At 54.6% G+C, this 19,503-nt stretch carries 16 protein-coding genes, 1 pseudogene and 1 other annotated feature; of the genes and pseudogenes, 10 read left to right on the top strand and 7 right to left on the bottom strand.

The features are described 5' to 3' along the window. Positions 1–448: 448 nt before the first annotated feature. Together cysB and topA are read right to left on the bottom strand one after the other, a co-directional pair. Positions 449–1,423, bottom strand: a complete 975-nt coding sequence (gene cysB, locus PU624_RS12575; protein WP_003853865.1) for an HTH-type transcriptional regulator CysB — start codon at positions 1,421–1,423, stop codon at positions 449–451. 183 nt (positions 1,424–1,606) lie between these two features. After that, complete coding sequence (gene topA, locus PU624_RS12570) at positions 1,607–4,231, bottom strand: type I DNA topoisomerase (protein WP_283547880.1); 2,625 nt, start codon at positions 4,229–4,231, stop codon at positions 1,607–1,609. Positions 4,232–4,602: 371 nt separating this feature from the next. Between topA and PU624_RS12565 the strand changes: the two genes are divergently transcribed. Next, positions 4,603–4,851: a YciN family protein gene (locus PU624_RS12565; protein ID WP_283547879.1), complete on the top strand. Its 249-nt coding sequence runs from the start codon at positions 4,603–4,605 to the stop codon at positions 4,849–4,851. 27 nt (positions 4,852–4,878) lie between these two features. Here the strand turns inward: PU624_RS12565 and sohB are convergent, their stop codons facing one another. Then, positions 4,879–5,925, bottom strand: a complete 1,047-nt coding sequence (gene sohB / locus PU624_RS12560) for a protease SohB (RefSeq protein WP_283547878.1) — start codon at positions 5,923–5,925, stop codon at positions 4,879–4,881. A 173-nt stretch (positions 5,926–6,098) separates the two neighbouring features. On the opposite strand from sohB, the gene PU624_RS12555 reads away from it, so the two are divergent. After that, positions 6,099–6,860 (top strand): YciK family oxidoreductase, encoded by a 762-nt coding sequence (locus tag PU624_RS12555; RefSeq protein ID WP_283547877.1) that lies wholly within the window; start codon positions 6,099–6,101, stop codon positions 6,858–6,860. After that, the gene (gene cobO / locus PU624_RS12550) at positions 6,860–7,450 is read left to right on the top strand and encodes a cob(I)yrinic acid a,c-diamide adenosyltransferase (RefSeq protein WP_283547876.1); all 591 of its coding nucleotides are present in this window, start codon (positions 6,860–6,862) and stop codon (positions 7,448–7,450) included. The genes PU624_RS12555 and cobO overlap by 1 nt, the downstream gene beginning before the upstream one ends. Positions 7,451–7,504: 54 nt before the next feature. Here cobO and rluB read toward each other — a convergent pair whose 3' ends face one another. Continuing rightward, positions 7,505–8,395, bottom strand: coding sequence for a 23S rRNA pseudouridine(2605) synthase RluB (rluB, locus tag PU624_RS12545; RefSeq protein ID WP_283547875.1), 891 nt, complete (start codon positions 8,393–8,395; stop codon positions 7,505–7,507). Positions 8,396–9,177: 782 nt separating this feature from the next. Between rluB and PU624_RS12540 the strand changes: the two genes are divergently transcribed. After that, positions 9,178–9,825 carry a serine protease gene (locus PU624_RS12540; protein WP_283547874.1) on the top strand — a complete coding sequence of 216 codons (648 nt, stop codon included), beginning with the start codon at positions 9,178–9,180 and terminating at the stop codon, positions 9,823–9,825. Between the two features lie 12 nt (positions 9,826–9,837). Here PU624_RS12540 and PU624_RS12535 read toward each other — a convergent pair whose 3' ends face one another. Together PU624_RS12535 and rnm are read right to left on the bottom strand one after the other, a co-directional pair. Further along, on the bottom strand, positions 9,838–10,458 hold the full coding sequence (locus tag PU624_RS12535; RefSeq protein ID WP_283547873.1) for an L-threonylcarbamoyladenylate synthase: 621 nt from the start codon (positions 10,456–10,458) through the stop codon (positions 9,838–9,840). A 12-nt stretch (positions 10,459–10,470) separates the two neighbouring features. Beyond that, positions 10,471–11,355 (bottom strand): RNase RNM, encoded by an 885-nt coding sequence (rnm, locus tag PU624_RS12530; protein ID WP_502921581.1) that lies wholly within the window; start codon positions 11,353–11,355, stop codon positions 10,471–10,473. Positions 11,356–11,508: 153 nt separating this feature from the next. Next, positions 11,509–11,610 (top strand) — a sequence feature (Trp leader region). Positions 11,611–11,633: 23 nt separating this feature from the next. Between rnm and PU624_RS12525 the strand changes: the two genes are divergently transcribed. The 6 genes and pseudogenes from PU624_RS12525 (at position 11,634) to PU624_RS12500 (ending at position 18,661) form a co-directional block, all read left to right on the top strand. Beyond that, positions 11,634–13,199 carry an anthranilate synthase component 1 gene (locus PU624_RS12525; RefSeq protein WP_283547871.1) on the top strand — a complete coding sequence of 522 codons (1,566 nt, stop codon included), beginning with the start codon at positions 11,634–11,636 and terminating at the stop codon, positions 13,197–13,199. Then, a pseudogene (gene trpD, locus PU624_RS12520) lies at positions 13,199–14,793 on the top strand (bifunctional anthranilate synthase glutamate amidotransferase component TrpG/anthranilate phosphoribosyltransferase TrpD). Before PU624_RS12525 ends, trpD begins: the two are co-directional and overlap by 1 nt. A 2-nt stretch (positions 14,794–14,795) precedes the next feature. Further along, complete coding sequence (gene trpCF, locus PU624_RS12515; protein ID WP_283547870.1) at positions 14,796–16,157, top strand: bifunctional indole-3-glycerol-phosphate synthase TrpC/phosphoribosylanthranilate isomerase TrpF; 1,362 nt, start codon at positions 14,796–14,798, stop codon at positions 16,155–16,157. A 46-nt stretch (positions 16,158–16,203) separates the two neighbouring features. Beyond that, entirely contained in the window at positions 16,204–17,394 is a 1,191-nt protein-coding gene (gene trpB, locus PU624_RS12510) for a tryptophan synthase subunit beta (protein ID WP_283547869.1), read from the top strand. Next, positions 17,394–18,197: a tryptophan synthase subunit alpha gene (trpA, locus tag PU624_RS12505; protein WP_283547868.1), complete on the top strand. Its 804-nt coding sequence runs from the start codon at positions 17,394–17,396 to the stop codon at positions 18,195–18,197. Before trpB ends, trpA begins: the two co-directional genes overlap by 1 nt. A gap of 149 nt (positions 18,198–18,346) precedes the next feature. Further along, a complete protein-coding gene (locus tag PU624_RS12500; RefSeq protein WP_003853895.1) occupies positions 18,347–18,661 on the top strand; it encodes a BON domain-containing protein in 315 nt (104 codons plus the stop codon). Between the two features lie 48 nt (positions 18,662–18,709). Here PU624_RS12500 and ompW read toward each other — a convergent pair whose 3' ends face one another. Beyond that, positions 18,710–19,342, bottom strand: coding sequence for an outer membrane protein OmpW (gene ompW / locus PU624_RS12495; RefSeq protein ID WP_283547867.1), 633 nt, complete (start codon positions 19,340–19,342; stop codon positions 18,710–18,712). Positions 19,343–19,503 lie beyond the last annotated feature (161 nt).

Genomic DNA, 19,503 nt, shown 5'->3' with positions numbered 1-19,503 from the left:
ATTTAGGAGGAATCCTAAACGCGTTAAGGCCAAAAATCCAGTTATTTTTATTGAGTAAAACGATTAACGGTATTAATCAATAGGCTTCAGGAACGTTAGAAATCATTAACTCCGGAACAAATATTTATTTAAACAGACAGCTAATAAATTTGAGTTAATTTAAAAACAGATCCATTTAAAACTTTAGAGACCACTTAAGAACCTTATGTTTACTGGCTTCCCACATCGGCTCTTAACTGGAGTATGGGAATAATCCTGGCGAGTCGCAAAGTCACATAGTTAAAAATGTGTTGTAATTCGCATTTAAGAAAGCCCGATGGGGAAACATGTGATCAATGTTTTATTTACAAAAAAATCATAAAAACTTTTGAGTCTCGTCTGGAGCTAAACCCTGGACACAAAAAAGGCTGCTCCAGGCAGCCTTAAGTTTAAGCGTGGCGCGTAAACTCTATTTAAACGGCAGTTTGATATCTTTAAACATCGCCTCAATGTCTTCGTTTGAGCGCAGCGCCACGGCAGTATCCACCACGTCGCGCGTCAGATGAGGCGCAAAACGTTGGATGAAATCATACATATAGCTGCGCAGGAAGGTACTGCGGCGGAAGCCAATCTTGGTGGTGCTGTTGGTAAAGATGTCGGCGGCTTCGATGCGAATCAGGTCAGGATCGGCGACCGGGTCCACCGCCATACTGGCAATCACACCCACACCCAGACCTAACCGGACATACGTTTTGATCACGTCGGCGTCGGTAGCGGTGAAAACGATGCGTGGGGTTAATCCTGCACGATTGAAGGCCGTATCCAGTTCTGAACGCCCGGTGAAGCCAAAGGTGTAGGTCACCAGCGGATATTCAGCCAGCTCTTCGATAGTCACCTGCCCTTTCCCCGCCAGCGGATGGTCAGCCGTCACGACAATCGCCCGGTTCCAGTGGTAGCACGGCAGCATGATTAAATCGTCATAGAGATGCAGCGCTTCGGTGGCAATCGCAAAATCGGCATTGCCTTTAGAGACCGCTTCGGCGATTTGAGTTGGAGACCCCTGATGCATGTGCAAGGAGACGCGCGGATAGCGCTCGATAAAGCCTTTGATCACCCCTGGCAGCGCATAGCGCGCCTGCGTGTGCGTGGTCGCGACATAGAGCGAGCCTTTATCCGGCCAGGTATGCTCACCGGCCACCGACTTGATCGCATCCACTTTAGAGAGCACTTCACGCGCTATACGGATGATCTCTTCCCCTGCCGGCGTTACCTGGGTGAGATGCTTACCGCTGCGGGCAAAGATCTGCACGCCCAGCTCATCTTCCAGCATACGCACCTGTTTACTGATGCCGGGTTGAGAGGTGTAGAGACCTTCCGCTGTCGAAGAGACATTGAGATTATGGTTCACCACTTCGACGATATAGCGCAACTGCTGTAATTTCATATCTATTCCATCCGGTAAGTTACAGAGTCGCATCCCCGGTTGACGTATAGTCGCGAGGGTAAAGAAAGGCTATGCATCAGGAAAGGTCGGAAATGCTATAACAACTATATCAGTTTAAGTGAGAGAGTAGAACGGATTGATATAAGGCTCAGAAAAAGGCCAGCGAGCGCTGGCCTGTGTGGATTACTTCTTCGCGACCTGCCATTTGCCATCTATATAGAAGGCGGACCAGCCCGTTGCCTTGCCCTCTTTTTCAGAGGAGACATACTGCTGTTTAGTCTTGCGGCTGAAGCGCACCATCGCTTTGTTGCCGTCCGGATCCGCCGCTGGCGCGTCGGCCAGGTATTTCAGCTTCTCAGGCAGACGATCTTTAAAGCGCTGCAGCTCTTCCACCAGCGGCGCACGCGTTTCGCGTGATTTCGGGAAGGTGTTGGCGGCGAGGAAAACGCCCGCTGCGCCGTCACGCAACACGAAGTAAGCATCGGACTTCTCACACGCCAGCTCTGGCAGTGGAACCGGATCTTCTTTCGGCGGTGCGACTTCACCACTACGCAGAATCTTGCGGGTGTTTTTGCACTCATCGTTGGTACACGCCATGTACTTACCAAAGCGTCCCATCTTCAGGTGCATCTCCGAACCACACTTCTCGCACTCCACTATCGGGCCGTCATAGCCTTTGATGCGGAATTCGCCCTTCTCGATTTCGTAACCGTCACACTCCGGGTTATTACCACAGACATGCAGTTTACGTTCGTTGTCGATCAGGTAACTGTCCATGGCCGTGCCACACTTCTGGCAGCGACGACGGGCACGCAGGGCGTTGGTCTCAGCATCATCCCCTTCCAGAATATTAAGAACTTCATTTTCCGGAATCAGGTTAATGGTCTGTTTGCAGCGCTCTTTAGGCGGCAGCGCATAGCCGGAACAGCCCAGGAAAACGCCGGTACTGGCGGTACGAATCCCCATCTGGCGGCTACAGGTCGGACACTCAATCGAGGTCAGCACCATCTGGTTCGGCTGCATGCCACCCTCTTCAGGATCTTTCTCAGCCAGTTCAAGCTGCTGAGTAAAGTCGGTGAAGAAGTGGTCGAGCACCGCTTTCCATTGCGCTTCGTTGTTGGCCACCTGGTCGAGGTTGCTCTCCATACGGGCGGTGAAATCGTAATTCATCAGCTCGCGGAAGTTCTCTTCCAGGCGATCGGTGACGATCTCACCCATTTTTTCCGCATAGAAACGACGGTTTTCCACCCGCACGTAGCCACGATCCTGAATGGTCGAGGTGATGGCAGCGTAGGTTGATGGACGGCCAATGCCGCGCTTTTCCAGCTCACGCACCAGTGACGCTTCGCTGAAGCGCGCTGGTGGTTTGGTAAAGTGCTGGCCGGGCAGCAGTTGTTGCAGGTCCAGAACATCACCCACCGTCACGGCAGGCAGCGTTCGATCTTCATCATTCTTACGCAGCGCTGGCATCACTTTGGTCCAGCCGTCGAAACGCAGAATGCGGCCTTTCGCCTTGAGTTTAAAATCACCTGCCGCTGCCGTAATGGTGCTGGAGTCATATTTGGCCGGTGTCATCTGACAGGCAACAAACTGACGCCAGATCAGCTGATAGAGTTTCTGCGCATCCGCTTCCATATCTTTCAGCTGTTCCGCCACCACTTCCACATCAGAAGGACGAATCGCTTCGTGCGCTTCCTGGGAGTTCTCTTTGCTGGCGTAAGTAATGGCCGTTTCTGGCAGGTACTTTTTACCGAAATGGCTTTCGATATAACCACGTGCCATCGCGACCGCATCCTGACTCAGGTTGGTCGAATCGGTACGCATGTAGGTAATGTGACCCGCTTCGTACAGGCGCTGGGCCATCATCATGGTCTTCTTGACGCCAAAGCCAAGACGGGTACTGGCAGCCTGCTGCAGCGTCGAGGTGATATAAGGTGCGCCCGGCTTGCTGCTGGTCGGCTTATCTTCACGATCGACGATCTCATAGCGCGCTTTTTCCAGCAGCGCGACGGCGGCATAGGTCTCGTCGCGGTTGACCGGACGGAAGGCTTTATCGCCTTTATGCGTCACGTCCATCGACAGCTCATCGCCTTTCGGCGTGGTCAGCGCGGCATTAACTTCCCAGTACTCTTCGGGAACAAAGGCTTTGATCTCACGTTCACGTTCCACCACCAGGCGAACCGCAACGGATTGCACACGGCCGGCAGAGAGACCACGGGCGATTTTTTTCCACAGCAGTGGCGAGACCATATAGCCCACCACGCGGTCCATGAAACGACGCGCCTGCTGAGCATTCACCCGGTCAATATTCAGTTCGCCCGGTTTTTCAAACGCCTGACGAATCGCATTCTTGGTAATTTCGTTAAAGACCACGCGGCTGAAGCGCGAGTCATCGCCCCCAATCACTTCCCGCAGGTGCCAGGCAATGGCTTCCCCTTCGCGGTCAAGGTCGGTTGCGAGATAGATGTGGTCAGCATTGGCGGCTAACGCCTTCAGTTCGGCAACGACTTTCTCTTTGCCGGGCAGAATCTGATAATCCGCTTCCCAGCCGTGATAAGGGTCAACACCCATGCGGCTGACGAGTGCGGCCTTCTCATCTTTTTTAACTTTTTTGACTTTCTTGTCAGTCGAAGCGTCTTTGGCTTTCTTTTCAGTCGAGGCGTCAGCACTCTTCTTCGCGGTTGAACCACTGGTCGGCAGATCCCGGATATGACCGACGCTGGATTTAACCACGTAGTCATTGCCCAGGTATTTATTGATTGTTTTAGCCTTTGCCGGGGACTCAACAATAACGAGTGCTTTACCCATATTTACCTTTACCTAATGAAAACATCCTGCTTAACGGGAGAGGATTGGATGCCCAAAAACCCATTGGGTTCAATATTGCTGCGCCTGTTTAACATTTCAAGGCGGAGGGGTCAATCTCAGATCAGACGATGTGGCGTTATGCAACTGCATGATAAAGCGTGCTTTTTCAATCTGAACTCTTCGCACATCCTGGTGCAAAATCCCTGAAATCGGAATCGCCCACACTCTACCTGATAAAATCTGTTACGCAACTTAATTAGCACTCAGCCCGAACTTACGCCAGGTTTTCATCGTTCAGACCGATTTGTCACACCGCGTGACTCGCCAGTAATATAGAAAGGATTTGGGTGCTGTCAAAAAGGAGCGAATAAATGGAGAGAACGACTCAGCCTATTTCCCGCCAGGCGTTGCTGGAAAAGGCCAATGCGCTGATCAGGGAGCATGACGATTATTTAGCGGGTATGCAGGCGGATGAGGTGACTCAACAGGCCGGTGTGCTGGTCTTTCGCGGACCGTTTTTTCTGGACGCGGAGGGACTGCCAACGACAAAAACCACCGCGGTATTTAACGTCTTTAAACACCTTGCCGTGGTGCTGTCGCCGCTCTACCACCTGGAATAAAAAACCCGGCACAGGCCGGGTTTCGTATCAGAGCATTGGCTTCTCGCCGCGCTGCCAGAGTTTCAGCAGCAGGCCCTCTGCCACCGATCCGGCGCTCTGGGTAAAGCGGTCCATCATTTTGCGGCGGCGGGCGTAATGGACGCCGAGCACGTTGAACTGATCCATCTGACGGATAATCAGATCATCGCTGGTGCCGATTTCGTCAATCAGGCCCAGATCCAGCGCCTGACGGCCATACCAGTGTTCACCGGTGGCTACCTTATCGATATCAAGTGACGGGCGCATCTGGTGGACAAACTGTTTGAACAGCAGGTGCGTTTCGTCGAGATCTTCCTGGAATTTCTCACGTCCCTCTTCGGTGTTCTCACCAAACAGCGTCAGCGTGCGCTTGTACTGTCCTGCGGTGTGCAGCTCAACATCAATATCGTTTCGTTTCAGCAGGCGGTTGAAGTTCGGGATCTGCGCAACCACGCCGATGGAGCCAATGATTGAGAACGGTGCAGCTACAATGCGATCGGCCACGCAGGCCATCATGTATCCGCCGCTGGCTGCAACTTTATCCACCGCTGCCGTAATGCGCAGACCCTGATCGCGCAGGCGCTGCAGCTGAGAGGCCGCCAGGCCATAGCCATGCACTACGCCACCCGGGCTTTCAAGCCGCAGCAGCACTTCATCACCCGGCTGCTTCACAGCCAGCACAGCTGAAATCTCTTCACGCAGCGACGCCACTTCACCGGCATCCATGCTGCCTTTAAAATCGAGCACGTAGAGCGTGGGTTTAACACTGTCAGTCCGGCCCTGCTTCGCCGCCTGTTTTTCTGCTTTGGCTTTCAGCTTTTCACTTTTTTTATGATTTTTCAGCCAGACTTTCTGCGCCTGCGGCTGCATTTTTGCCAGCTGTAAATCCTCTTTCATCTGCTGATAGTCATCACCCAGATGTGTCAGGCGAAGCTGACCGCTTTGTGCCCGCTTACGTAACGCGGCATTCATGATAATCATGACAATCGCAGCGACGGCAACCACCAGAGTCACCGCTTTCGCTAAAAACAGTCCATACGTTGAAATAAAATCCATCAGGTCGCCTTAGTAACAGAGAATCAAAAACAGTTCGCCAGTTTAGCCGTTTTGCTTTGCTCCGTCGCCTGAAATGCCAGCAGCTGGCACAGAATGCGTGGGTTGGCGATTGCGCCCATTCGTAAATTCAGGCATAAAGCGGAATCATGCTGTTTTCGCTGGAGGAACCCGCTGTGCATTATCAACCGAAAAGCGACCTGCTCAATCACCGTATTATCCTGGTGACTGGCGCTTCAGATGGCATTGGCCGCGAAGCGGCGCTAACTTACGCGCGTTATGGCGCTGAAGTGATCCTGATGGGCCGTAACCCTGAGAAACTTCAGCAGGTCGAACAGGCCATCCGTCAACTTAATCAATGCCCTGCTCACACCGTAGTGTTCGATCTGGCCGAAGCGACACCGGAACGTTGCCAGCAGGTGGCAGAACAACTGTCACAGCAGTTCCCGCGTCTTGACGGCGTGCTGCATAACGCCGGTATCCTCGGTGAAATTGTGCCGCTGGCAGAACTCGACCCTCAGGTCTGGCAGCAGGTGATGAACATCAACCTGGACGCCACCTTCTTCCTGACGCAGGCGCTGTTGCCGCTGTTATTGAAGTCAGATGCCGGTTCACTGGTGTTTACCACCTCCAGCGTAGGCCGCACCGGTCGCGCAGGCTGGGGCGCCTATGCTGTCTCTAAATTTGCCACCGAAGGCATGATGCAGGTGCTGGCCGATGAGTATAAGACGCAGGCATTGCGGGTAAACTGTATCAATCCGGGCGGGACCCGCACCAAAATGCGCGCCAGTGCCTTCCCGCAGGAAGATGCAAATAAGCTGAAAACCCCTGCCGATCTGATGCCGCTCTACCTTTATCTGATGGGTGATGACAGCCGACGCAAAACCGGTATCAGCTTTGATGCACAACCGGGCAGAAAACCGGGAGCCGCGGAATAATGGCGGACGACCGTCATCAACAGCGTCAGCAGCGGTTAAAAGAGCAGGTTGATGCGCGCATTGCGGCGGCCACCGAGGTTCGCGGCATCCTGATGGTGTTTACCGGCAATGGTAAAGGCAAAACCACCGCAGCCTTTGGCACGGCACTGCGCGCCACCGGTCATGGCAAGCGAGCGGCGGCCATTCAGTTCATTAAAGGTGACTGGCCGAATGGCGAGCGTAACCTGCTGGAACAGCACGGTGTGGAGTTTCAGGTGATGGCAACCGGGTTTACCTGGGACACGCAGAACCGCGAAACGGATACCGCCGCCTGTCTGGCCGTGTGGCAGCATGCAAAACGGATGCTGGCCGATGAGCAGCTCGACCTGGTCGTGCTCGATGAAATCACTTATATGGTCAGCATGGATTATCTGCCTCTGGACGACCTGATTACCGCCCTGCAACAGCGCCCGGCGCATCAGAGCGTAATCATTACCGGGCGCGGCTGTCATCGCAGCCTGACTGAGATGGCGGATACGGTAACGGAGATGCGGCCAGTTAAGCATGCGTTTGATGCCGGTATCCAAGCTCAGCAGGGAATTGACTGGTAGCAGAAAAAGAAAACGCAGCCCTGAGGCTGCGTTTTTCGCGATCGGACAACGGGATTAACCGGAGTTACGTTTGCTGCCCGGATTGCGACGTGGAGTTCGGGGACTGCTGCTCACTTTACTGTGACGTTTCACCGCACGACGAATCTGGTTCGCCTTGGTACGACGACGATCTTTCTCGACCACCAGCTTAGTGACGGTTTCATCATCCAGCTCCACCAGGTTACGCAGGTAGTTCACCGCAGGCAGATCCAGTTCGGTCCAGCCACCGCGCGGCAGGCCTTTTGGTAAGGTGATGTCGCCATAGCGGACACGCATCAGACGACTGACCTGCACGCCGACCGCTTCCCATAAACGACGCACTTCACGGTTACGTCCTTCAGTCAGGGTCACGTTGTACCACTGGTTGATGCCTTCGCCGCCGCCAAACTTCAGGGTTTTGAACGCAGCCGGGCCATCTTCCAGCTGAACGCCTTTGCTCAGCTGACGAATTTTATCATCGTCAACCTGACCAAACACGCGCACCGCATATTCACGTTCCACTTCACGGCTCGGATGCATCAGGCGGTTCGCCAGTTCACCGTCGGTGGTGAAGAGCATCAGACCACAGGTGTTCACATCCAGACGGCCAACGGCAATCCAGCGTGAACCGCGCAGACGCGGCAGACGGTCAAACACCGTCGGGCGGCCTTCAGGATCGCTGCGGGTACAGAGTTCACCTTCCGGTTTGTAGTAAGCCAGCACGCGGCAGACTTCGGTTGCTGATTCAGCAATCGATACCAGATGGCCATCAATACGGATTTTAAGGGATTTGCTGCTTTCGACGCGGTCGCCCAGGGTGGCGATCTTGCCGTCAACGCTGACACGGCCAGCAGCAATCATTGATTCGATTTCACGACGCGAGCCATGACCGGCACGCGCTAAGACTTTCTGTAACTTTTCGCTCATTGAGCTTCCTCTTTGTCGCCTTCCCAGGCGTCATAATTAGGTGATAATCCTTTCTAAATCAACAGGTTAACTTAGCAGGTTTGCCCCATTATACAGGCATTTAACGCTGATGTAACGCGCTTTATAAATCCGTTAATAGCCAATAAAGAAGGGTCGGCCTCTGATAGTTTGAGATCTGATAATTGTTAATGCTGATTTAAATAAAGCCCGGCCAACTGATAAGAAAATATGTTTAATAAAATGAATGTCTCAAAAACTTTATAGCTAATGACAATTAAATTTTCTAACCACTCTTTTTTCATCAAAGTGATGTTCTGAGGATGAAAACCTTAACACTATCTTACACTTCCTCCGTTTAGCTCTTGCTTTTAATCGCCTGCAAAAAACATTAAAGTCAGCATAAAAAACCATCTGATTGATTTTAGCCATGATAAGTGAGCGGTGAATATGAAAAAGGCAGATTATTCTTAAGGCAGATGTATTTAAAACCCTATTTTTCATGACATTTAGTTTTTATAAGATTTAATAAATTGTACGACACTATTAAGCTGATACACTGAATCCCGTTAGCACAATAAAAAAGCAAAGTCCGCGATAAAGCGGTCCTGCGACATTACAGTCTGGCTTTTGTCATTCGTTAATAAAAATAGTGTTTTTACATTAATCCAATAAACCGGCGCATCCGGAGTTGTTGCGTTAATACGGTTCAGTGATGAACCTTGCTTGCATGTCAAAAATCTTCACCAGGGATTTCCCGACATGCCTGAATAAAGAAAACCATCATGAGAAACCTGTTTCTGTGCCCGGTGCTTGCTGCACTGGTCCTGAGCGGGTGCTCTGTGGGCCACACTGAGTACAGTCGTACGGCGATGCAGCACGTAGATATGAGCGTGACTGGCATTCCGACGATCCTCGGTCTTGGCACACTGGGCACCAGCATACCTCTGACGCCTGAATATAGCCTCACGGCTGCGCACGTTGCTAAAACCGCCGTGCAGCGCGTGAAGTCTTATCACCCTTATTGCGACCTTGCGATTATTTATCACAAGAATGATGCCAGAACGCTGGCTAAATTCCGCAGCGGTGACATTGGCGATCCCGTTAAAATGTATGGCTACAGCTTTATTTCCGCGATGCCGGTGGAGTCGACCGGGGTTAATTTAGCCCGCACGGCAATCCGGAATGACTGGAATAAAAGCCCCTGTATCGCAATGGCGTCTAACGCAGGCGTGGTTCAGGGAATGTCGGGCGGCGGTGTTTATAACCGTGATGATACGCTGAGCGGCGTTATTGTTGGCTATTCTGACTCGATTAAGAACGGTCGTAATAATAAAGTGATCCTGAAAGATGTGTCACTTTATATTCCTTACGGTCAGTTTAAGAACTGGTTAGAGGCGAATCTGGCTCAGACACCGACCCGCGGTGTCTGAAACCTGACTTAATTACAGGAACGGGCGGGTATCGCCCACGCCTTCACGCACGATTTCCGGCGAATCGGTGGTCAGGTCGACCACCGTGGTCGGCTGTTGCCCCAGCGTACCGCCGTCGATGATCAGATCAACCAGCTTACCAATGCTGTGCTGGATCTCTTCCGGGTCGGACTCAGTAAAATCGTTGCCCGGCAGGATTAATGAGGTCGACATCATCGGCTGATTCAGCGCTTCCAGCAGCGCCAGCGCCACCGGATTGGAGGGTACGCGCAGACCAATGGTCTTACGTTTATCATTCATCAGGCGACGCGGCACTTCTTTGGTCGCCTTGAGAATAAAGGTGTAGTTGCCCGGCGTGTTGTTTTTCAGCAGGCGAAAGGCGGAGTTGCCCACCTGCGAATAGACCGACAGCTCCGAAAGATCCCGGCACATCAGGGTGAAGTTGTGGTGTCCGTCGAGCTGACGGATACGGCAAATTCGCTCCATCGCGCCCTTCTCTTCCAGCCGACAGCCCAGCGCATAACCGGAATCGGTAGGATAGACGATGACGCTGCCTTTATTCAGGTAGTCGACCGCCTGACTGATGAGGCGCGGCTGTGGGTTATCCGGATGAATGTGAAACAATTGACTCATAAAAACCTCGTGTCACCTTTCCGTGATTGCCAGGCGGGGCGCGAGATCCGGGAAGCGTTCCCAGACCGGCTCAACCGCCGCGGGCAGCCAGAGTTTGCGGCCCAGCTCAATCCACGGGCAGGGTTGATGAAAATCAGAACCTTGTGATGCGGCCAGTTCGTTATCTCTGGCGTATTGCGCCAGTGTCGTGCGCTCATTAGGTGGCTGCTGGCACTGCGCGACTTCCATCGCATCGCCGCCCGCTTCGCGGAAATGGGCGACCAGCCTTTTGAGCCACTTAGCCGATAATCCGTAACGGCCAGGATGCGCCAGCACGGCGCAACCACCAGAATGATGAATCGCATCAATAGCTTGTTTAATTGTACACCATTGTGGCGGCACGTAGCCGGTTTTGCCACGCGCCAGATAATTTTTGAATACCTGCACCATATTTTCCGCTTTGCCCTGCTCAATCAGGAAACGGGCAAAGTGACCACGGGTGATGATACCGCCATCCGCCAGTCGCATCGCACCGGCCAGCGCATCCGGGATACGTGCCTTCGCGAGTCGCTCACCCATCTCTTCCGCCCGCGTCTGTCGGCAGGCGTGTTGTCCTGCCAGAAACGTCACCATCGCCGGATGGTGGATATCAATATTCAGGCCCACGATGTGAATCTCATGGTTCTCCCACAGCGTGGAGATCTCTGCGCCTGCCAGCACTTTTATTGGTAGATCGTGGTCGAGTGCCGTTTGCTGCGCTTCCTCTACCCCTGCAACGCTGTCGTGATCGGTGATCGCCAGTACGCCGACGCGCATCTCTACGGCTCGCTGCACCAGCGCGGCTGGCGTCAGAAAACCATCGGAGGCACGCGTGTGGCTGTGTAAATCATAAACCGGGAAACGGGCGATATCGCTCAAGAGAACTCCTGCTGAAACTAAACCGGCCAGCATGATAACGATTTTAACGCTCAGTGAAAAAGGCTATTGACATTTCCGCCCTGAACCCGTTAACTAGTACACAAGTTCACACGTAACGGGTATTCAATCATGGCTAGTGTAATCACGCATTTAAACGGTTGGCGCGATGTTCCCGAAAACGGGCGACTGGGTCGTGCACACTTTGCGTAAATGCTGTGCGAATACCTGAGCCCGCCACCGAGCGGGCTTTTTTTTGAGCGAAATTCAGAGAAATCATCATGCCAAATGCGAAACCTACAGTGAAGTTGATTACCGGCAACGCGCCCTATCGCGAAGATCCGGCCGCAGTGTTTCATCAGCTGTGCGGCGCACGTCCGGCAACCCTGCTGCTCGAATCTGCTGACATCGACAGCAAGCGCAATTTAAAAAGTCTGCTGATTGTCGACAGTGCGCTGCGCATCAGCGCCATGGGTAATACGGTTACCGTGCAGGCACTGTCAGAAAATGGCCGTGCCGTGCTGCCGCTGCTGGATGAAGCTCTGCCCGCCTCCGTCAGCAATCAGGTCCGTCCCGATGGCCGCGAACTGACGTTCCCACAGAGCACCGATCATCAGCAGGACGAAGATTCCCGCCTTAAGGCGCTGTCGGTGTTTGATGCACTGCGTCTGATTCCACAGCTGGTTAACTCCCCGGCCGACGAGCGCGAAGCCGTGCTGCTGGGTGGCCTGTTTGCTTATGATCTGGTGGCCGGTTTTGAAACCCTGCCGGAGCTGGATAACCAGCAGCGCTGCCCCGACTACTGTTTCTATCTGGCAGAGACCTTACTGGTGATCGATCACCAGACCCGCAGTGCGCGTCTGCAGGCCAGCCTGTTCTGCCCGTCCACCAGCGAGTTCCAGCGTCTGCAGCGCCGCATTGAGCAGCTGCATGGCCAGATGCTGCAGCCAGCACCTGCTCTGCCGGTACAAAAGGTTGAACAGATGACGCTGACCACCAGCCAGAGCGATGAAGAGTATTGCGACGTGGTTCGCACCATGCAGCAGGCGATTCGCATCGGCGAAATTTTCCAGGTCGTGCCGTCACGCCGCTTCTCGCTGCCGTGCCCGTCACCGCTGGCCGCCTACGACACACTGAAAAACAGCAATCCAAGCCCGTATATGTTCTTTATGCAGGATCAGGATTTCGCGCTGTTTGGCGCATCGCCGGAAAGCTCGCTGAAGTATGACGCCACCTCACGTCAGATTGAGATCTACCCGATTGCCGGTACCCGCCCGCGTGGCCGCCATGCGGATGGCTCACTGGACCGCGATCTCGACAGCCGCATTGAGCTGGAGATGCGCACCGACCATAAAGAGCTGGCTGAGCATCTGATGCTGGTGGATCTGGCGCGTAACGATCTGGCGCGTATCTGCGTGCCCGGCAGCCGTTATGTCGCTGACCTGACCAAAGTCGACCGCTACTCATTTGTAATGCATCTGGTTTCCCGCGTCGTGGGCACGCTGCGCGCCGACCTCGACGTGCTGCACGCCTATCGCGCCTGTATGAACATGGGCACGCTGAGCGGCGCGCCAAAAGTACGCGCCATGCAGCTGATTGCCGGTGCTGAACGCACCCGTCGCGGCAGCTACGGCGGCGCGGTGGGCTACTTCACCGCTCAGGGCGATCTTGATACCTGTATCGTTATTCGTTCGGCCTATGTCGAAGATGGCGTCGCCACCGTTCAGGCGGGCGCCGGTGTGGTGCTGGATTCCAATCCGCAGGCTGAAGCTGATGAAAGCCGCAATAAAGCCCGCGCCGTTCTGCGCGCTATCGCGACTGCCCATCACTGCAAGGAGATCTTCTGATGGCCGATATTCTGCTGCTCGATAACATCGACTCTTTTACCTACAACCTGGTTGATCAGCTGCGGACCTTTGGTCACAACGTGGTGATCTACCGTAACAACCTGCCTGCAGAACTGTTAATTGAACAGCTGCAGCGGATGGAAAACCCGGTGCTGATGCTCTCCCCCGGCCCCGGCGCGCCAAAAGATGCGGGCTGTATGCCGGAGCTGCTGCGGGTACTGCGCGGCCGTCTGCCGATTATCGGCATCTGTCTGGGACATCAGGCGATTGTGGAGGCCTATGGCGGCCAGGTGGGTCAGGCAGGCGAGATCCTGCACGGTAAAGCCTCATCTATTGTTCATGACGGCGAGGCGATGTTTGAGGGTTTGAGCAATCCGCTGCCCGTGGCGCGCTACCACTCGCTGGTGGGCAGCAACACGCCGGATGAGCTGACGGTTAACGCCAGTTACAACGGGATGGTAATGGCCGTTCGCCATGAAACCGATCGCGTCTGCGGGTTTCAGTTCCATCCTGAATCGATTTTGACTTCTCAGGGCGCGCGCCTGCTTGAGCAGACGCTGGCCTGGGCGCTGGCGAAGTAACAGGGAGAATAACGATGCAACAGACACTGGAAAAACTTTACCAGGCGCAGACGCTGAATCAGGCTGAGAGTCATCAGCTGTTCAGCGCCATTATTACCGGACAGCTGGAGCCAACCCAGCTCGCTGCCGCGCTGGTCGCCATGAAAGTGCGCGGTGAAACGCCGGAAGAGATCGCCGGTGCCGCTACGGCGCTGCTGGAAGATGCCAAACCGTTTCCCCGCCCTGACTACGCGTTTGCCGACATCGTGGGCACCGGCGGCGATGGCAGTAACAGCATTAATATCTCGACGGCCAGCGCCTTTGTGGCCGCGACCTGCGGTCTGAAAGTGGCGAAGCACGGCAACCGCAGCGTCTCCAGCAAATCGGGCTCGTCCGATCTGCTGGCCGCCTTTGGCATCAATCTCGATATGCCCGCTGACCGGGCGCGCCAGGCGCTGGACGATCTGAACGTCTGCTTCCTGTTTGCGCCGCAGTATCACACGGGCTTTCGCCACGCGATGCCGGTTCGCCAGCAGCTTAAGACCCGCACGCTGTTTAATGTGTTAGGTCCGCTGATCAACCCGGCGCGTCCTCCGCTGGCGGTGATTGGCGTCTACAGCCCGGAACTGGTAATGCCGATTGCACAGACTCTGAAAGTGCTGGGTTATCAGCGTGCGGCGGTGGTTCACGGTGGCGGCATGGATGAAGTGGCGCTGCACGATGTGACCCATGTGGCTGAACTGCGTGAAGGGGAAATTACCCGCTATCAGCTCTCGCCAGAAGACTTCGGTTTTGGCTTCCATCCCAAAGAGGCGCTGGCGGGCGGCACGCCGGAAGAAAATCGTGACATTCTGACGGCTTTACTCCAGGGTAATGGCCAGCAGGCCCATGAGGAGGCGGTCGCCGTTAACGTGGCGATGTTGCTTAAAGTATTCGGTCAGGAAGATCTGCGTGAAAACGCACAGCAGGCGCTTAACGCCATCCGCAGCGGACAGGCTTATGAGCGTGTAGTCGCACTGGCAGCAAGAGGATAATCATGAAAGGCACCGTGTTAGAAAAAATTGTTCAGGACAAAGCGATTTGGGTGGAAGCCCGTCAGCAGCAGCAGCCTCTCTCCACCTTTCAGAACAGCATTGAACCTGCCAGCCGTCATTTCTACGACGCGCTGCAGGGTGCAAGAACCGCATTTATCCTGGAGTGTAAAAAGGCGTCGCCCTCAAAAGGCGTGATTCGTGAGGATTTCGATCCGGCCGCCATTGCCGGGGTTTATCGCCACTACGCTTCCGCGGTGTCCGTGCTGACCGATGAGAAATATTTTCAGGGCGACTTCGCCTTTCTGCCGATTGTCAGCGCCGCCATCACCCAGCCGGTGCTGTGCAAAGATTTTATCATCGACCCTTACCAGATTTATCTGGCCCGCTACTACCAGGCGGATGCGATCCTGCTGATGCTGTCGGTGCTGGATGATGAGCAGTATCGTCAGCTGGCCGCCGTGGCGCACAGCCTGAAGATGGGCATTCTCACTGAAGTGAGTAATGAAGAGGAGCTGGAGCGGGCTATCGCGCTGCAGGCCAGAGTCGTGGGGATTAACAACCGCGATCTGCGCGACCTCTCTATCGATCTCAACCGCACCCGTCAGCTGGCGCCACGTCTGTCGCACGGCGTGACGGTGATCAGTGAATCGGGCATTAACAGCTATGCCGATATCCGCGAGCTGAGCCACTTTGCAAATGGCTTCCTGATTGGCTCTGCTCTGATGGAAGAAGCGGACCTGACCGGCGCGGTGCGTCGCGTCACACTGGGCAGCAATAAAGTCTGCGGCTTAACCCGTGCTGAAGATGCGCGTGCCACCTATGAAGCCGGCGCCATTTACGGCGGGCTGATCTTCGCTGAAGGTTCACCGCGTCAGATTGACACCGCCACCGCGCAAACCGTGATCGCCGCCGCGCCGCTGCGCTACGTGGGCGTGTTCCGCAACCACTCAGTTAGTGACGTTGTCACGCAAGCCACGGCACTTTCACTGTCAGCCGTTCAGCTGCATGGCAACGAGACCCCGGCGTTTGTGGCCGAACTGCGCGAGGCTCTGCCAGCAGAGATTCAAATCTGGAAGGCGCTGCGTATTGAAGGTGCTTTACCGGCGCGCGACTGGCCGCACGTTGACCGTTATGTATTTGATAATGGCGATGGCGGCACCGGACAGCGTTTCGACTGGTCGCTGTTACAGGGTCAGAACCTGAACAATGTGCTGCTGGCCGGTGGCCTGAGCGCAGATAACTGTGTTGAAGCCGCGCAGCTGGGCTGTGCCGGGCTGGACTTCAACTCTGGCGTGGAAAGCGCGCCTGGCATTAAAGATGCCCGTAAAATTGCCGCGGTGTTTCAGACGCTGCGTGCCTACTGATTTGCCTGGCCTGCTCAACGGCGGGCCCGAGAAAGGAAGATAAAAGATGACGTTACTGAATCCCTACTTTGGCGAATTTGGCGGAATGTATGTTCCGCAGATCCTGATGCCAGCCCTGCGCCAGCTGGAACAGGCGTTTGTCGACGCCCAGAAAGATCCTGAGTTTCAGGCCGAATTTACCGACCTGCTGAAGAACTATGCGGGTCGTCCTACTGCCCTGACGCTGTGCAAAAACCTGACCAAAGGCACGAAAACCCGCCTCTATCTGAAGCGTGAAGATCTGCTGCACGGTGGCGCGCACAAAACGAACCAGGTGCTGGGTCAGGCGCTGTTAGCTAAGCGTATGGGCAAAAACGAAATCATTGCCGAGACCGGTGCCGGTCAGCACGGCGTGGCTTCAGCGCTGGCCTGTGCGCTGCTGGGCATGAAATGCCGCATTTATATGGGTGCGAAAGATGTCGAGCGTCAGTCCCCTAACGTGTTCCGTATGCGTCTGATGGGTGCAGAAGTGATCCCGGTTCACAGCGGCTCCGCCACGCTGAAAGACGCCTGTAACGAAGCGCTGCGCGACTGGTCTGGCAGCTACGAGACTTCACACTACATGCTCGGCACCGCGGCGGGTCCGCATCCCTTCCCGACGATCGTGCGTGAGTTCCAGCGCATGATTGGCGAAGAGACTAAAAAGCAGATTCTGGAAAGAGAGGGCCGTCTGCCCGACGCCATCCTCGCCTGTGTGGGCGGTGGCTCAAACGCCATCGGGATGTTTGCCGACTTTATCGACGAGCCGGGCGTGAAGCTGATCGGCGTAGAGCCTGCAGGCCACGGTATTGAAACCGGTGAGCATGGCGCACCGCTTAAGCATGGCCGCGTCGGCATCTACTTTGGTATGAAATCACCGATGATGCAGACCCATGATGGCCAGATTGAGGAGTCTTACTCGATCTCTGCCGGTCTCGACTTCCCTTCAGTCGGCCCGCAGCATGCGCACCTGAACAGCATCGGTCGTGCGGAATATGTCTCGATTACCGATAACGAAGCGATGGACGCCTTCAAACTGCTCTGTCGTGCGGAAGGGATTATTCCGGCACTGGAGTCTTCCCACGCCCTGGCGCACGCCATGAAGATGATACACGCTGAGCCGGAAAAAGAGCAGTTGATTGTGGTTAACCTCTCTGGCCGTGGCGACAAAGATATTTTCACCGTTCATGACATTTTGACAGCGCAGGGAGAAATCTGATGGAACGTTATAATCAACTTTTTACCCGTCTGTCAGCGAATAACGAAGGCGCTTTCGTTCCTTTTGTTACGCTGGGCGATCCTTCCCCTGAGCTTTCACTGCGTGTGATTGATGCGCTGGTTGAAGGCGGTGCGGATGCGCTGGAGCTGGGCATTCCCTTCTCCGATCCTCTGGCGGATGGCCCGACCATTCAGAACGCGACGTTGCGTGCCTTTGCGGCGGGCACCAATACCAGCCAGTGTTTTGAGATGCTGGCGACTATTCGCCGTAAATACCCGGAGCTGCCGATTGGTTTGCTGATGTACGCCAACCTGGTCTTCACTAACGGCGTGGATGAGTTCTATGCCCGCTGTGCAGAAGCCGGGGTGGATTCAGTGCTGGTGGCCGATGTGCCGGTTGAAGAGTCAGCGCCTTTCCGCCAGGCGGCTCTGCGCCATGGCGTCGCGCCAATCTTTATCTGTCCGCCTAACGCCAGCGATGAACTGCTGCGTGAGATCGCGTCGCATGGACGGGGATACACCTACCTGCTGTCACGCGCGGGCGTAACCGGTGCAGAAAACCGCGCCAGCCTGCCGCTGAAGCATCTGATCGACAAGCTGCGTGAATACAATGCCGCGCCGCCACTGCAGGGCTTTGGGATCTCCGAACCTGAGCAGGTTAAAGAAGCGATCGCTTCCGGTGCCGCAGGCGCTATCTCCGGTTCTGCCATTGTCAGAATCATTGAAAAACACCATGCAGAACCCGAAGTGATGCTGAGCGAACTGAAGAATTTCGTCAGCCGCCTTAAAGCCGCCAGCCGTTAATCCTGCCATCATGCCTTATCACGCGATAAGGCATGATTTGTTTCCTTTTTTTTCATTCCGCTATTTGCCCTTTTTGCAAAATCTGCACCACAATGACAATGCGCCGTTACGGTAACGTCGCATCCAATTTGTGACAGGGAGAGAAAGCAATGAAATTCGTTAAACTGCTGACAGGTGCTGTACTGGCGGGCGTTGTTGCGCTGACACTGAGCGCCTGTGCGCCAACCGCAACCAAAGAGGGAACCGGTGGCTATATTGATGACACCGTGGTGACCACAAAAGTTAAAGGTGAGCTGCTGAAAGATGAGTCGCTGAAATCGACTGAAATCAACGTAGAAACCTTCAAAGGTAAAGTTCAGCTGAGCGGCTTTGTTTCATCACCACAGATGGCGAATCGTGCCGTTCAGGTTACGCGCAGCGTGCCAGGCGTGAAGTCGGTCGTCAACAATATGCAGATCAAATAACGTCTTAACTGACATAAAAAGGCCGCTGATTCAGCGGCCTTTTTCTCATCAGAAGCGGTAACCCGCACCAAAGAAGAAGACCCACGGATCGACCCGCATATTGATGTTCTGCTGCTCGCCAGCGGCTTTGAACTTCACTTCTGTATCAATATCCATGTACCACACCGACGCATTCAGCATCCAGTCGCGGTTAATCTGGTAATCCAGACCGACCTGACCCGCCATACCCCAGGAATCCTTAACGCTGAGATCGGTCAGGCCCGCGTCGCGACCCGTCTGGTTGAAATCGGCATCGTAAAAGGTGGTGTAGTTAATACCCACGCCAATGTAAGGACGCGCTTTGCTTTTACTGTCAAAGAAGTAGTACTGCGCCATCAGCGTGGGCGGTAACTGGCGCACGGTGGCCAGCGTGCCGGTCGGGCCGAGACCCACTTTATGACGGAATGGCGTGGCCGCCAGTAACTCGACACCAATATTATCCGTTGCCATATAGGTGAAGGTCAGACCCAGCTGCGTGTCGTTGGAGGCGCTGAACTCACCCATCCCCAGCACATTATCGGAACCTTCCGTGGGACGGACGGTGGCGCTGCCAGCCCGCATAAAGAAGTCGCCCGCTTCGTGGGCCATCGCCAGCTGGGGCAGAGCCAGAGCCAGCAGCATCGCGCATTTTGCCAGTTTCATCTTCACTCCTTTGCTTAATGTTAAAATAGCGAACGTCGCCGCTTTTTTGCTGGCAATTATTTAACGTGATTTACATAAAATTGCACTCATAAGCGTTCCGATAAAGTGCTTATAAAACAATGGATTGATTTAGATCAATTTTGCCATTAACAGGCGGTGCA

The organism is Pantoea sp. Lij88 (genome assembly GCF_030062155.1).
GTDB lineage: Bacteria > Pseudomonadota > Gammaproteobacteria > Enterobacterales > Enterobacteriaceae > Pantoea.
The sequence above is the reverse complement of the archived record's forward strand: the minus strand, read 5'-3'. Positions and strand labels throughout refer to the sequence as shown.